The sequence below is a fragment of the Bradyrhizobium sp. SZCCHNS3002 genome, assembly GCF_032377435.1.
GTDB lineage: Bacteria > Pseudomonadota > Alphaproteobacteria > Rhizobiales > Xanthobacteraceae > Bradyrhizobium.
Map to the genome: position 1 here is coordinate 87,944 of NZ_JAUHHY010000008.1, position 15,332 is coordinate 103,275.

Genomic DNA, 15,332 nt, shown 5'->3' on the forward strand with positions numbered 1-15,332 from the left:
ATGCCGCCACAGACCCTCGTCGAACGACTCCGTGAGCATGCCGCCTCGCGTGCCGATCATCCGGCGCTGCGCTTCATCGAAGGCGACGACGTCGTCGACGAGCTGTCATTCGCGGCGCTGGACCGGCGCATCCGTGCCCTTGCCGCGCATCTGCAGGAGATCGCGCGTGCCGGCGAACGTGCCGTGATCCTGTTGCCGAACGGGCCCGACTATGCGGTTGCGTTCTACGCCTGTCTCTATGCCGGGGTCATTGCCGTGCCGGCCTATCCGCCGGAGGCCGGCAAGGAGCGCTACACCAGCCGCCTCGACGGCATCCTGCGCGACGCCGCGCCGCGGCTCATTCTTACGCAGGCGCGGCTTCGCGACGCCGTCACGGCCTGTGTGGGCCAGATCCGGGCCGATGTCGTTGCCGTCGACGAGGTGCCGGTCGGCGCGGCCGTCTCCTGGCGCGAGACGGAGCTGAACGGCGATGCGATCGCGTTCCTCCAATATACGTCGGGTTCGACGTCGCAGCCGAAGGGCGTCTGCGTCACCCACCGAAACCTCGTCGCCAATGAGATTGCGATGGAGGCGGTGCTCGGCGGCACCCGGGATGACGTGTTCGTCAGCTGGCTGCCGCTCTATCACGACATGGGATTGATGGGCGGATTGCTCAATCCGCTGTTCACGGGTTTCACCGCCGTGCTGATGACGCCGCGCAATTTCCTCGAGCAGCCGCGGCGCTGGCTCGAGGCCATCGATCGCCACGGCGGCACCTGCAGCGGCGGGCCGGACTTCGCATTCGCGCTCTGCGCGGACCGGATCTCGGATGCGGCGATCGCGCACCTGGACCTTAGCCGCTGGCGCTTCGCGTTCTCCGGCTCGGAGTTCGTGCGGCGCGCGACGCTGGATCGCTTTGCCGCGCGCTTCCGGCCTGCGGGCCTCGATCCTCGCGTTCTGACGCCTTGCTACGGCCTTGCCGAGGCGACCTTGCTGGTGACCGCAGGCGACAGCGCGAGCCTGGCGGCTTGTCATACGCTCGATTCCGCAGCACTCGCCGGCGGCCGTGTTGCCGATACCGACGCAGGGACGGACCTGATGGTCTGCGGCACCGTGGCCGACGGTCACGCCGTCCGCATCATGAGAACCGATGCGTCCGCCCAGGCCGAGGCGAACGAAGTCGGAGAGATCTGGGTCGCGGGTCCGAGCGTCGCGCAGGGCTATTGGAACAATCCGGAGGCGACGCGGCAGACCTTCGTCGCGCGTGACGGCGCGCGCTGGCTGCGGACCGGCGACCTCGGCTTCGTCCGCGACGGCGAGCTCGTCGTCACCGGCAGGCTCAAGGATCTGCTGATCGTTCGCGGCCAGAACATCTATCCATTCGACCTGGAGCAGGCCGTCGAGTCCGACGTGGCCTCGGTCCGGAAGGGGCGCGTCGCGGCCTTCCCGGTCGAGATCGATGGCGCCGAAGGCATCGGCGTGGCGGCCGAGTTCAGCAGGGCGGTGCTGCGGCGGACGCCGGCCGATGTGCTGATCAAGGCGATCGGCGATGCGGTCATGCGGCAGACGCAAGATTATCCGGCGGTGGTCGTGCTGCTGAACCCGCAGGGCATGCCGTTGACCACCAGCGGCAAGCTGCAGCGCTCCGCCTGCCGCGCCGGGTGGGCGCACGGCACGCTCGACAGTTTTAGGATGTTCGAGCGGCGGCGTGAGGCGGCGGACCGGTCGCCGTCCTCGGAGCTTGCAACGGAAACCGAACGCCGTCTTGCGCTGATCTGGCGGGATGTGCTCCGGGTCACGGCCGTCGGCTGCGGCGACGACTTCTTCATGCTCGGCGGCAATTCGGTCGCAGCCGCCCAGGTCGCGGCGATGGTGCGCGAGCAGTTCGGAATCGAGCTCGCGCTGCGCAGCTTCTTCGATGCGCCGACGCTCGCAGCGCTTGCGGCGCTGGTCGATGCGGCCGGCACCGATGCAAGAGCGCTGGCGCCGCTGCAGCCGGCCCCGGAGGGCGTGCGCGAACTGCTGTCGCCCGCGCAGGAGCGGCTGTGGTTCCTTTGGAGCATGGACCCGGCCAGCACGGCCTACACCATCGCCTGCACGCTCCGCTTCGACGGCGCGCTCGATCAGGCGCTGCTGGTGCAGGCGCTGACCGAGATCATTGCGCGGCACGAGACGCTGCGCACCAGCTTTGCCGCGCCGGACGGTCGTGTCGTGCAGGTGATCCATGCGGCAACCGAGATTCCCGTCGCGGTCGAGGATCTACGGCGCAGGCCGGCAGCGGAGCGCGCGTCGCGGGCCGCGGCGCGGACACGCGAGGAGCTGGCGCGGCCGTTCGATCTCGTCGATGGCCCGCTGCTGCGCGCGGTGCTGATGCAGCTCGCGGACGATCGCCACGAACTGCTTTTGTCGGCGCATCACATCGTCGCCGATGGCCTCTCGCTCGACGTGCTGCTGGCTGAGATCGCTACGCTTTATGACGGGCTCCGGCGCGGAGCAGTCGCGCTGCCGCCGCCATCCGCCATCCAATATGCCGACTACGCCGCCTGGCAGCGGGAGTGGCTCGCCGGCCCCGAGGCCGCGCAGCAGCTCGCCTATTGGCGCGGGCGGCTCGGCGATGCGGATGCGCCGCTCGCCTTGCCGTTCGACCGGCCGCGACCGGCGGTGCCGAGCTATCGCGGCGACACCATCCACCTCGCGATCCCGCCCGATCTGGCGCTGAAGCTGCGCATGCTCGCCAGGGAGCATCGCGTCAGCATGTTCATGCTTTTGCTCGCCGCCTATCAGTTGCTGCTGTTCCGCTACTCCGGCCGCTCCGACCTGCGCGTCGGCGTGCCCGTCGCCGGCCGCCGGCAGGCCGAGCTGGCATCGTTGATCGGCTGCTTCGTCAATACGCTGCTGTTGCGGGCCGACGTGGCCGACGGCATGAGCTTCGCCGAACTGCTGGCGCAGGCGAAAGAGGAGGTCATCACCGGGCTCGCGCATCAGGATCTGCCGTTCGACCGTCTCGTCGATGCGCTCAAGCCGGCCCGCTCCGGCGGCCACAATCCGCTGTTCCAGGTCAAGTTCAACTACATGGCCGCGCCGGCCGGACTTGCGCTCGGCGACGGCCTGCGCGCCGAGACGCGCATCGTCGATCTCGCCGGCTCGCATTTCGATCTCGCGCTCGATATCGTCGACGGCCCGGCGGGCATGGATGCGAGCCTGAATTTTGCGACGGATCTGTTCGATGCTGCCACGGTCGAGCGGATCGGCGGCCAGCTCGTCGATTTTCTGCGGCAGATCGCGGCCGGTCCCGACCGGCCGCTGCGCGACTTCGCGATCGCGCGGGACGTCAGGCAGACCGTCGCAGCGGAGGCGAAGAGCTTCCCCGCGACGGATATCCTCGATCTGATCGGCACTGCGTTTGCGGGCCGCGACGACCGGGTCGCGCTGCGTCAGGGACAGGACACTGTCAGCGCAGCCGGACTGGCGCGCTGGTCGGACCACATCGCGGGCGCGCTCGTCGCGGCCGGCGTCACGCGCGAGACGCCGGTGGCGTTGTGGATCGAGCGGTCGCCGGCCTTCGTCGCGGCGCTGCTCGGCATCCTCAAGGCGGGCGGCGCCGCCGTGCCGCTCGATCCGGCGTGGCCGGTGGCGCGCGTGGAGCGCATCCTTCGCGACGGCGACATCCCCAACCTGATCGCGACCGGCGAACACCTGGCTGCGGCGAGGGCGCTGGCGTGTCGTACGTTCGACGGCACTGAACGCGGCGATGCGTCCGCGTTCGATGCCCCGCGGCCCCATCCGGCGCAGACCGCCTACATCATCTACACCTCGGGTTCGACCGGCGCGCCCAAGGGAGTTGCCGTCTCGCACGGCGCGCTCGCCAACTACGTGCAGGCGCTGCTGTCCCGACTGCAGCCGCCTGCCGGCGGCGGCATGGCGATGGTCTCGACGGTCGCCGCCGATCTCGGCCACACCGTGCTGTTCGGCGCGCTCGCGAGCGGTGTGACCTTGAACCTGCTGCCGGCCGATGCCGCGTTCGATGCGGATGCGTTTGCGCAAGCGATGCGCGATGGCGAGATCGGCGTCCTCAAGATCGTGCCGAGCCATCTGCGCGGCCTGTTGCGGGCGCGGCGCTCGGCCGACATCCTGCCACGCGACGTGCTGATCCTCGGCGGCGAGGCCTGCGATCCCGGCCTGATCGCAGAGGTCCGTCGGCTGCGGCCGCACTGCCGGATCGTTAATCACTACGGCCCGACCGAGACGACGGTCGGCGTGATGACCCATGAGTGGACGGACGCCGACGCCGAAGGTGTGGTGCCGGTCGGATTGCCGCTTGCGAACCTGCGCGCCTACGTTCTCGACGATGCGTTGAATATCGTGCCGGCCGGGGTCGCTGGTGAGCTCTACATCGGTGGCGCCGGGCTGGCGCGCGGCTATCGCGGCGCGCCTGGACAGACGGCCGAGCGCTTCGTCCCCGATCCATTCGGAGTCTCAGGCGAACGCCTCTACCGCACCGGCGATTTGGTGCGCTGTGATCAGGCGGGTCGGGTCGTGTTCGTGGGCCGGCGCGACGATCAGGTGAAGCTGCGCGGCTACCGCGTCGAGCCCGCCGAGATCGGCCGCGCCGTCTGCTCGTTGAATGGCGTCGCCGATGCCGCCGTCGTGGTCCGCGCCGTCGACGCGGAGCGGGAACGCCAGGAGCTCGTGGCCTATTGTGTTGCCGCGACAAACGTCGTGTTGCAGCCGGAGGCGCTGCGGCACCAGCTCTCGGCGATGCTGCCGGACTACATGGTGCCCTCGCGCTTCGTCGTGCTCGAGCGGCTGCCGCTGACCGCCAACGGCAAGCTCGACCGCGCGGCGCTGCCGCAGCCGGACGAGGACGTCGTGCTGTCCTATGCCGCCCCTGTCGGCGCGGTGGAGCAGGCGATCGCGGAGGTCTGGCAGGACGTGCTCGGCCGCGAGCGGATCGGCCGCAATGACAATTTCTTCGAGTTCGGCGGCGACTCCATTCTGAGCCTCCAGATCATCGCGCGGCTGCGCAAGCGCGGCGTCAGGCTGACGCCGAAGCAGATGTTCGCGCAGCAGACGATAGCGGCGCTGGCCGGTGTGGTTGCGACCACCTCCGCACCGGCCATGACGCCGCCGGCAGCAGCACGCAACGCAATGAACGCCTGCGCTGCGGAGCTGCTGCCGATCCAATTGCGCTTCTTTGCCGACGACATTCCCAACCGCGATCACTTCAACCAGGCGGTGCTGCTGATCCCGCGGGACCGGATCGACTGGAGCGTGCTGCAGCGGGCGCTCGATGCCGTGGTGAGGCATCACGACGCGCTTCGCATGACGTACCGTCAGGTCGCGGGCGAATGGCAGGCGGCGCCGGCCGATCTGCCTGCCGAGGCTGAGCTGCTTTGGATCCGCACGGCGGCCGAGCCGGCCGACATCGGTGCGATCGCGGCGGCGGCACAGGCGAGCCTGTCATTGGCAGCGGGATCGCTGCTGCGCGCGGTCGGGTTAGACATGGCCGACGGCAGCCAGCGGCTGCTGATCGCGGTTCATCACCTCGCCGTCGACGGCGTGTCATGGCGGATCCTGCTCGAAGACATCACGATGGCCTATGAGCAACTGGCAGGGCGGGCGGCCGCCGTCACCCTGCCGTCCACGAGCTCCGCGCCGTCGTCGTGGGCGCAGCGGCTGCGCGCGCATGCGGCGTCCGATCGGCTGGCTGGTGAGATGGCCTTCTGGCTGGCGTCCTCGCGCGGCCGCGCGCTGCCCTGTGACGACGATCATGGCGGCGCCGATGTCGAGGCCGAGGCCGAGGAGGTCGTGCTCAACGTCGAGGCGGAGCTGACCGAACAGCTGCTCGATGCCGCGCCTGCGGCCTATCGCACGCAGGTCAACGACCTGCTGCTGGCGGCGCTGGCGCGTGCGCTCTGGAATTGGAGCGGGATCGATGGCGTCGCGATCGAGCTCGAGGGCCACGGCCGCGAGGATGTCTTTGCGGACGTCGATCTCACGCGGACGGTGGGCTGGTTCACCACCGCATTTCCGGTCTGTCTCGACGGCGGCAGCGAGACCGACCGTGCGCTCATCGCCCGCGTCAAGGAGAGCTTGCGCGCCGTGCCCGACCGTGGGCTCGGCTATGGCGTCCTGCGCTATCTCGGCGCGAAGGAGCAGCGTGAGGCGCTATCGCAGACGCCAAGCCCGCGTATCGTCTTCAACTATCTCGGCCGCTTCGATGGGCAGCTCGGCGCGTCGGCGCCGTACCGGATCGCGCCGGAGAATCCGGGACCGATGCGGGCCGCAGACACGCCGTTGCGGGCCTGGCTCACCATCAATGGCGAGGTGCGCGACGGGCAACTGCGTCTCGGCTTCCGCTATGGCAGCCGGCGCTATCGGCGCGCCACCGTCGAACGGCTCGCGGAGCTCTATCGCGCGGCGCTGCATGGTCTCGTCGATCACTGCCTCTGCGCTGCCGGCGGTCTCACCCCGTCCGACGTTCCGCTCGCGGGGCTCGATCAGGCGGCGCTGGACAGGCTCTGCGCGACGATCGACAGTCGCTCCGTCGAGGACATCTATCCGCTGTCGCCGATGCAGCAGGGCTTGCTGTTCCATGCGCTGCGCGACGGCGCAGATGATGTCTATGTCAACCAGCTCTCGATCGAGCTCCGCGGGGTGACGCCGGCGCAGGTGCGTGCGGCATGGCAGGCGGCGAGCGCGCGGCATGCGGTGCTGCGGACCGGGTTCGCCTGGCAGCAATTGTCCGGCGCGGCCCAGCAGATCGTCTACCGCCAGCTCGACGTGCCCGTCGTCGAGGAGGATTGGCGTGGCCGTATCGCGGAAGGGGCCGCGACGGCGGAGATCGATGCGGCGCTTGCGGAGGCGGCGCTGCACGAGCGGAAGCTCGGCTTCGACATCACGCGGCCGCCGCTGCAGCGGCTGCGGCTGGTCCGGCTCGGTGATGACCGGCTGTGGCTGATCTGGACGCATCATCACATCGTGCTCGACGGCTGGAGCTCGGCGCGGCTGCTTGCCGACGTCCTTCAGCAGATCGGCGGCCATGCGCCGTCGGCGGCGCAAGGCAGCTATCGTGACTACATCGCCTGGCTGCAGACGCGAGACCAGGCGGCAGCCGCGGATGTCTGGCGCGAGACGCTGCGCAATTTCGAGCCCACGCCGCTGGCCGGTGCCTTGCGCGCCAGCCGCGCGATCGACGCTGCGAGCGGCCATGGCCGGCTGACTTTGCGCGTGGACGGCGATCTCGCGGCTCGCCTGCGGCGGTTCGCGACACAGCAGCGCATCACGATGAACACGCTGCTGCAGGGGACCTGGGCGCAATTGCTGCGGCAGTATACCGGGCAAAGCGCGGTCTGCTTTGGCGTCACGGTCTCGGGCCGTCCGGCCGAGCTGGCCGGCGCCGAGCACATGGTCGGCCTCTTCATCAACACGCTGCCGCTGATCGACCGCGCGCATCCGCACACCGCGACTGGCGACTGGCTGCGCGCGCTGCAGGCGCACAGCGTCGCGGCGCGCGACTATGAGTGGCTGCCGCTGCACGAGATCCAGCGCCTGGCCGACAGGGCCGGGCAGCCACTGTTCGACAGCCTGATGGTGTTCGAGAACTATCCGATCGATCGGACGCTCACCGCGCGCGACGGAGCCGGGCCGCAGATCGGGCGGGTCGACCACGTGACGCCGACCAACTATCCGATCGCGGTCATCGTGTTCGACGGACCGGAGGGGCTGCGCCTCGACTTCAACTACGATCGCGCGCAATTGGACGACCATGCGGTCCGCCAGGTGAGCGCGTCGTTGCGGGACTGGCTGACGCAGATATCGGCGGATGCCACCCGTCCGGTCGGCAGCCTTCGAATGGTCGACGGTGAGACACTGGCGTGCGTCCTGCGCTGGAGCGGAGCAGCGGTCGGCGAGACCTCATGCCGGCCGCCGTTCAGCGATTTGGTGCCCGGCCTTGTGGCGCAGATCGAGACGCGCGCGAAGGCCATCCCGGACGCGGTTGCGATCGTCAGCGGCGACCGCCGGATCAGCTACGGCGAGTTGAACGCACGCGCCAACCGGCTGGCGCGGCGACTGCGCGCGCGCGGGATCGGCGCCGGTGCCGTGGTCGGACTGGCGCTGGAGCGCGACGCCGAGATGATCGTGGCGCTGCTCGCCGTGCTGAAGGCCGGCGCCGCCTACATGCCGCTCGATCCGGACTATCCGGAAGAGCGTCTCGCCCACATGCTCGGCGACAGCAGTGTAAAACTGCTGCTGACGCAGACCGGGCTGCAGGATCGGTTCACGCGCGCGCTGGCCGACGGCGGAGTGGAGGCCTGGCTGCTGGATCGTGCCCACGAGGGCGGCAACGCCGACAATCTCGACCTTGCCATTCATCCTGAGAGCCTTGCCTACGTCATCTATACCTCGGGCTCGACCGGCTTGCCCAAGGGCGTGATGGTACGCCACGGCGCATTGACGAACTTCCTGGCGACCATGGCCGAGCAGCCGGGGATCACGTCCGACGACCGCGTGCTGGCCCTGACCTCGTTGTCGTTCGACATCGCGGTGCTGGAGCTGTGGCTGCCGCTGACACGGGGCGCACGCATCGTGCTGGCCGACCGGGCGTCGGCGCAGGATCCGGCGGCGCTGAAGGCGATCGTGGCCAGGCACGGCGTGACCTTGATCCAGGCGACGCCGTCGAGCTGGCGCATGCTGCTCGATCATGACGGGGCCGCGAGGCTGCCGCCTGGCTGTCGCGCGCTCAGCGGCGGCGAGGCGCTGGCTCCCGATCTGGCGCGGCGGCTCGTCGCGCTGAGCGGCGAGGTATGGAACCTGTATGGGCCGACCGAGACCACGGTGTGGTCCGCGCGTCACCGGCTGGACTCCGATGATCCAACGCCGGTGCTCGGCGGTCCGATCGGCAACACCACGCTTTACGTGCTGGACGCCAATCTCAATCTGCTGCCGCCCGGGGTGGCCGGCGAGCTGTTCATCGGCGGCGAGGGATTGGCCCGCGGTTATTGGAGGCGCGCCGGGCTCAGCGCGGAGCGCTTCATTCCGGATCCGTTCGGCCGCCCCGGTGCGCGGCTGTACCGGACCGGCGATCTGGCGCGCTGGCGTGCCGATCGCGCGCTCGACTATGTCGGCCGCGCCGATCACCAGGTGAAGATCCGCGGACATCGCATCGAGCTCGGCGAGATCGAGGCGCGGCTGCGCGCGCTGCCCGGCGTCCGGGACAGCGTCGTGGTCGCGCAGGAGGTGGGCGGCAGCAAGAGCCTGGTCGGCTATGTCAGCAGCGAGAGCACGCTCGATGGCAGCGAGCTGCGCGCGGCGCTCGCAGCCGCGCTGCCGGACTACATGGTGCCTTTGCGCGTCATCGTGCTGCCGCGGCTGCCGCTGACGCCGAACGGCAAGATCGACCGCAAGGCGCTGCCGACGACGTCGCAAGGCGAGGCGCGGGACCACTATCAGGCTCCGGTCGGCGAGATCGAGAGCACGCTGGCTGGCATCTGGGCGGAGCTGCTCGGTCTCGACCGTGTCGGGCGAGCCGATCACTTCTTCAAGCTCGGGGGCCACTCTCTTCTGGCGGTACGGCTGCTCAGCCGCATCGCGCAGGAGTTCGGCACGTCGATGCCATTGTCCGAGCTGTTCGCTCATCCCGAATTGACGGAGCTCGCGCGCATCCTCTCGATCAGGCTGATCGAGCAGGAGTTCGCCGAAGATGAGCTCGAGGACCTGATGACGGCGGAGCTATCATGAGCGGACAATCAGGACAGCCTCTTCTGCATGACCTCGATCCCGATGCGCTGCGCCAGCTGGCCTCGCGCGCACGACAGCGCGGCCGTAACGCAGGCAGGCGCGACGTCAACACCATCCCGACCGTCGATCGCGCGGGTCGGCTACCGCTCTCCTTTGCGCAGCAGCAGCTCTGGCTGCTGGCACAGCTCGAGGGCGGAGGCACGAACTATCACATCGACGTCGCGCTGCGGCTACGGGGCCGGCTCGACCTCGGCGCATGGCGCCGCAGCCTCGACCGCCTGTTCTCCCGTCACGAGGCGCTGCGGACGGTCTTCGTCGCCGAAGACGGCGAGCCGCGAGCCGTGCTGTTGCCGCCGGACACCGGCCTGCCGCTGGAGACGCACGATCGTCGCGGCTGGCCGGACCGCGAGGCGCGGCTGGCCGACCTGCTGAATGCATGTGCGCGCGCGCCGTTCGATCTCGCTCGGGGTCCGTTGATCCGCGGCCATCTGATCGGTCTGGGCGACGACGATCACGTCTTTCTGCTCAGCCAGCACCACATCATCTCCGACGGATGGTCGATGGGCGTCATCGTCCGCGAGCTCTCGGCGCTGTATGGCGCCTTCGCCGGAGGCGGCGACGATCCTTTGACACCGCTGGCGATTCAGTATCCGGACTATGCGGCATGGCAGCGCGATGCGCTGACGGCGGACCGACTAAAGCGGCAGCTCGATCATTGGACGACCGTGCTGCGGGACGCGCCATCCGTGCTGGCATTGCCGACGGACCGTCCGCGTCCCGCGCCGCGGTCCGACGCCGGCGCTGCTGTGGCTGTCGAGATCGACGACGGTCTTACGGCCGATATCAGGCAATTGAGCATCGCGCTCGGCGCCACCCCGTTCGTCATCGTGCTGACCGCCTGGGCCATCGTGCTGTCGCGGCTGGCCGGCCAGCAGGATCTCGTCATCGGCACGCCGACGGCCAATCGGATGCGGTCGGAGCTCGAAGGGCTTGTCGGCTTCTTCGTCAATATGCTGGCGTTGCGGCTCGACCTCTCGCGCGGTCCCGCTGTGGCCGAACTGATCGAGCGAGTGAAGACGGCCGTTCTTGCGGCGCAGGATCATCAGGACCTGCCATTCGAGCATCTTGTCGAGGCGCTCCAGCCGCCGCGGCATCCGGAATACACGCCCGTGTTCCAGGTTGTGTTCGCCTGGCAGAGCAATGAATTCGGCTCATTGGCGCTTCCCGGCCTTGCGGTCGAGCGCCTTGCGACCGAGCAGCACAAGGTCAAGTTCGATCTCGAGCTCGATCTCAGTGAGAGCCGTGGCCGCATCTCCGGCAAGATCAACTACGCGACGGCGCTGTTCGACGCCGAGACCGTGCGGCGCTATCGCGGCTATCTGCTGGCTACGCTGCGCGCCATGGTCGCTGACACCAGCCAGCCGGCCGACCGCATCGAGCTGCTACCGGCCGAGGAACGTGCGCTGCTGCTGGACAGCTGGAATTGCACCCGATCGTTCACGCCGGCCGACTGCTGCATCCAGGATCTCATTGCCGAGCAGGCACGCCGCCGGCCGTCAGCGGTGGCGCTGGTCCATGACGAGGTCAGACTGACCTATCGGGAGCTCGAGCTGCGCGCCAATCGCCTCGCGCATCACCTCGTCGCGCTGGGCGCCGGTCCGGACCGGCTGATCGCGATCTGCCAGCAGCGCGGCGTCGATACGATCGTCAGCGTGCTCGCGGTCCTCAAGGCCGGCGCCGCCTATCTGCCGCTGGATCCGACCTATCCGCCGCAACGGCTGCGCGAGATCGTGGCCGATGCCCAGCCGATGCTGCTGCTCCGTGACCGCGAGAGCGCCGGTGCGCTCGGCGACGTGGCATGCCCCGTGGTCGATGTGGAAAGCGATGCACCGGCCTGGAGCGGGCTGCCGGACAGCGCGCCGGATGTTGATGCCCGCGGCGTGACGCCGCGCAATCTCGCTTATGTCATCTACACCTCGGGCTCCACCGGGCGGCCGAAGGGGGTGATGATCGAGCACCATGGCCTGGTCAATCTCGCGCAGGCCCAGATCGGGCTGTTCGACACCGGTCCGGACAGCCGGGTCGCGCAGTTCGCCTCCTTCAGTTTCGACGCAAGCGTGTGGGACATCGTCATGGCGCTCTGCGCCGGCGCCGAGCTGCATCTGCTCGGAAGCCGCGAGCATCGCGACGCAGCCGAGCTGTTGAACTATCTCGCCGACCATCGCATCACCCACGCCACCCTGCCGCCCGCGATGCTGCAGGGCCGCTCGGACCTCGCGCGGCTCTCCGGGCTCGAGGTGCTGGTTCTTGCCGGCGAGTTGCCGAAGTCGGAGCTGTTCGAGGTTTTGCCGTCGGAGATTGCGGTCTTCAACGCCTACGGCCCGACGGAAGCGACCGTCTGCGCCACCGCGTGGCGTCGTCCAGCCGGCTTTGCCGGCGGTATCGTCCCGATCGGGCGCCCGATCGCCAATGCGCGCATCTATCTGCTCGACGCCCAGGGCATGCCGGTGCCGCGCGGTGCCGTGGGTGAGATCTGGATCGGCGGGGCAGGGGTTGCGCGCGGCTATCTCAACCGTCCGGATCTGTCGGCGCAGCGCTTTGCTGCCGATCCCTTCGGGCTGTCGGCCGACGCGCGGATGTATCGAACCGGTGACCTCGGCCGCCATCTGGCCGACGGCAATATCGAATTTCTTGGCCGCAACGACCATCAGGTGAAGATCCGCGGCTTCCGTATCGAGCTCGGTGAGATCGAGCATCGGCTGAATGCGCAAGCCGGCGTGCGGGACTCGGCGGTGCTGGCGCGGCGCGATGCGCAGGGCGATCTCAGGCTCGTCGCCTATGTGGTGCCGGCAGACGACACCGATGACGCCGCCGCATGGGCCGCGCAGCTGCGCGGGCAATTGCAGGCGTGCCTGCCGGATTACATGGTTCCCTCGGCGATCGTCCGCCTCGATGCGTTTCCGCTGACACCCAACGGCAAGGTCGATCGGCAGGCGCTGCCGGCGCCGGACGACGAAGCGTTCGGCCGCGGCGCCTATGATCCACCTCGGGGCGAAATCGAACAGGCCCTCGCGGCCATCTGGCGCGAGCTGCTGGGCATCGAGCGCGTCGGCCGCAACGATCATTTCTTCGAGCTCGGCGGCCATTCGCTGCTCGTCGTCCGCATGCTGGACCGGCTGAAGCGCCATGCACTGACGGTCGATGCGCACATGGTGTTCGCCAGGCCGGTGCTGCGCGATCTCGCGGCCAGCCTGCGGCCCGGCGAGGAGATTGCGATCCCCGCCAACCTGATCACGCCGGAGAGCGCGGCCATCACGCCGGACATGCTGCCGCTGATCGCGCTGAGCCAGCCCGAGATCGACCGCGTGGTCGCCCAGGTGCCGGGCGGCGTCGCCAACGTCCAGGACATCTACGCGCTGTCGCCGTTGCAGGAAGGCATCCTGTTCCATCATCTGCTGGCGACCGAGGGCGATCCTTACGTGCTGGTCGCACAGATGGCATTCGCGGGCCGCGATCTGCTGGATCGTTATCTCGCCGCGGTTCAGGACGTGATCGACCGGCACGACGTGCTGCGGACGTCGTTCCTCTGGGATGGGTTGTCGGTTCCGGCGCAGGTGGTCTGGCGCCACGCACCGCTGAGCGTCACCGAAGTCGCGCTCGAAGGTCACGCGCCGGCTCAGGTCGAGCTGGCCCGCCGCTTCGATCCGGGATCCTGTCGGCTCGATCTGATTCAGGCGCCGTTGCTGCGTCTGATCGTCGCCCGTGACGAGGAAAATGATCGCCTGCTGCTGCTGGTCCTGCTGCATCACATGGTCGGCGACCATACCACGCTGCAGGCGTTGCATGAGGAGGTGCAGCTGATTCTGTCGGGGCGCCGCGCTGATCTGCCTCCGCCGATTCCATTCCGCAATCTTGTCGCCGAAACGCGCAAGCCCGCCGGGCAGGATGCGCAGCAGCGTTTCTTCCGCGGCATGCTCGCCGACATCGATGCGCCCACGGCACCGTTCGGATTGATGGAGGTGCGCAGCGACGGCGACGGCGTGCGCGAGGCAAGGCTGCCCCTGCCGGCCGCGCTCGACGCGCGGCTGCGTGCACAGGCGCGGCGCCTTGGCGCGAGCCTCGCCAGCCTCTGTCATGTCGCCTGGGGGCAGGTGCTGGCGCGCAGCAGCGGGCGCGAGCAGGTCGTGTTCGGCACCGTGCTGCTCGGCCGCATGCAGGCCGGTCACGATACCGGCCGCAGCCTGGGCCTGTTCATCAACACGCTGCCGGTGCGGTTCGATCTCGACGGCACGTCGGTGGAGGACAGCGTTCGCGCGGCGCATGCGCGGCTGGCGGAGCTGATGGCGCATGAGCATGCCTCGCTGGCGATGGCCCAGCGCTGCAGCGGTGTCGCGCCGCCGACGCCGCTGTTTTCCGCGATCTTGAACTATCGGCACGGCCGGAGACAGGATGCGCAGGTGGATGCTGAGCTCCCGCAAGGCGTCGAATGGCTCGGCGGCGAGGAGCGCACCAACTATCCGCTGATGCTGGCGGTGGACGATGACGGCCATGGGCTTCACCTGACGGTCCAGGTCGCGGCGCCGGTCGCGCCCGAGCGGGTCGGCGCGATGATGCAGCAATCGCTCGATCAACTCGCGTTGGCACTGGAAGAGGCGCCCCATACGCCGGTGCGCCGGATCGACGTCGTTCCGGACGATGATCGCGCGCGGCTGCTGCAGGCCTGGAATGCGACGGCGACCAACGCTGCGAATGCGCCCTGCGTGTATCGACAGTTCGAGGCGCATGCGGCGCGAACGCCCGATGCGGTCGCGCTGGTGCATGGACCGGAGACGATCAGCTACGGTGCGCTGAATGCGCGGGCGAACCGGCTGGCGCGGCGGCTGCGGGATCGCGGCGTCGGCCCCGATGTGGTGGTCGGGCTCGCGCTGGAGCGCGGCGTCGCGATGATGGTGGCGCTGCTCGCGGTGCTCAAGGCGGGCGCGGCCTATCTGCCGCTCGATCCGGACTATCCCGCCGAGCGTCTCGCGCACATGCTGAACGACAGCGGTGCCAAGCTGCTGCTGACACAGGCCACGCTGCACGACCGGTTCGCGCCGGTGCTGGAGCGGAGCGAGGCCGAGGCTTGGCTGCTCGAGGTCGCGGCCGGCGATGGCCTCGGCCAGACCGACAATCTTTCCGTCGACGTGCACCCCGAGAACCTCGCCTACGTCATCTACACCTCCGGCTCGACCGGGCTGCCGAAGGGCGTGATGGTGCGCCATGCCGCGCTGACGAACTTCCTGGCGACGATGGCCGAACAGCCGGGCATCGCGGCCGGCGACCGCGTGCTCGCGCTGACGTCGTTGTCCTTCGACATCGCCGTTCTGGAGCTGTGGTTGCCACTCACAAATGGCGCCCAGGTCGTGCTCGCCGACCGTGCCGCGGCCCATGATCCCGAGGCCCTCAAGGCGATGGTCGCACGGCACGGCGTGACCATGATCCAGGCGACGCCATCGAGCTGGCGCATGCTGCTCGATCACGACGCGGCCAATCCTGATCCATGGCTGCCGAAGGGCTGCCGCCTGCTGAGCGGCGGGGAGGCGCTGGCCTCGGATCTGGCGCGGCGGCTGAAC

The 15,332-nt window shown here is 69.1% G+C and carries 2 protein-coding genes (1 of these 2 cut by a window edge); both read left to right on the forward strand.

Translation table 11 applies throughout. The features are described 5' to 3' along the window. Positions 1 to 9,720 carry a non-ribosomal peptide synthetase gene (locus tag QW845_RS18215; protein WP_315802941.1) on the forward strand — a complete coding sequence of 3,240 codons (9,720 nt, stop codon included), beginning with the start codon at positions 1 to 3 and terminating at the stop codon, positions 9,718 to 9,720. After that, positions 9,717 to 15,332, forward strand: partial view of a non-ribosomal peptide synthetase gene (locus tag QW845_RS18220; protein ID WP_315802942.1) — the 5' portion only. Its footprint extends 963 nt past the window's final position; the window shows 5,616 of its 6,579 coding nt (coding positions 1–5,616); the start codon lies at positions 9,717 to 9,719; the stop codon falls past the right edge of the window. Before QW845_RS18215 ends, QW845_RS18220 begins: the two co-directional genes overlap by 4 nt.

Bases quoted from the DNA above. Each gene is read 5' to 3' on its own strand.
- QW845_RS18215 (WP_315802941.1), top strand. From the start codon at position 1: ATGCCGCCACAGACCCTCGTCGAACGACTCCGTGAGCATGCCGCCTCG.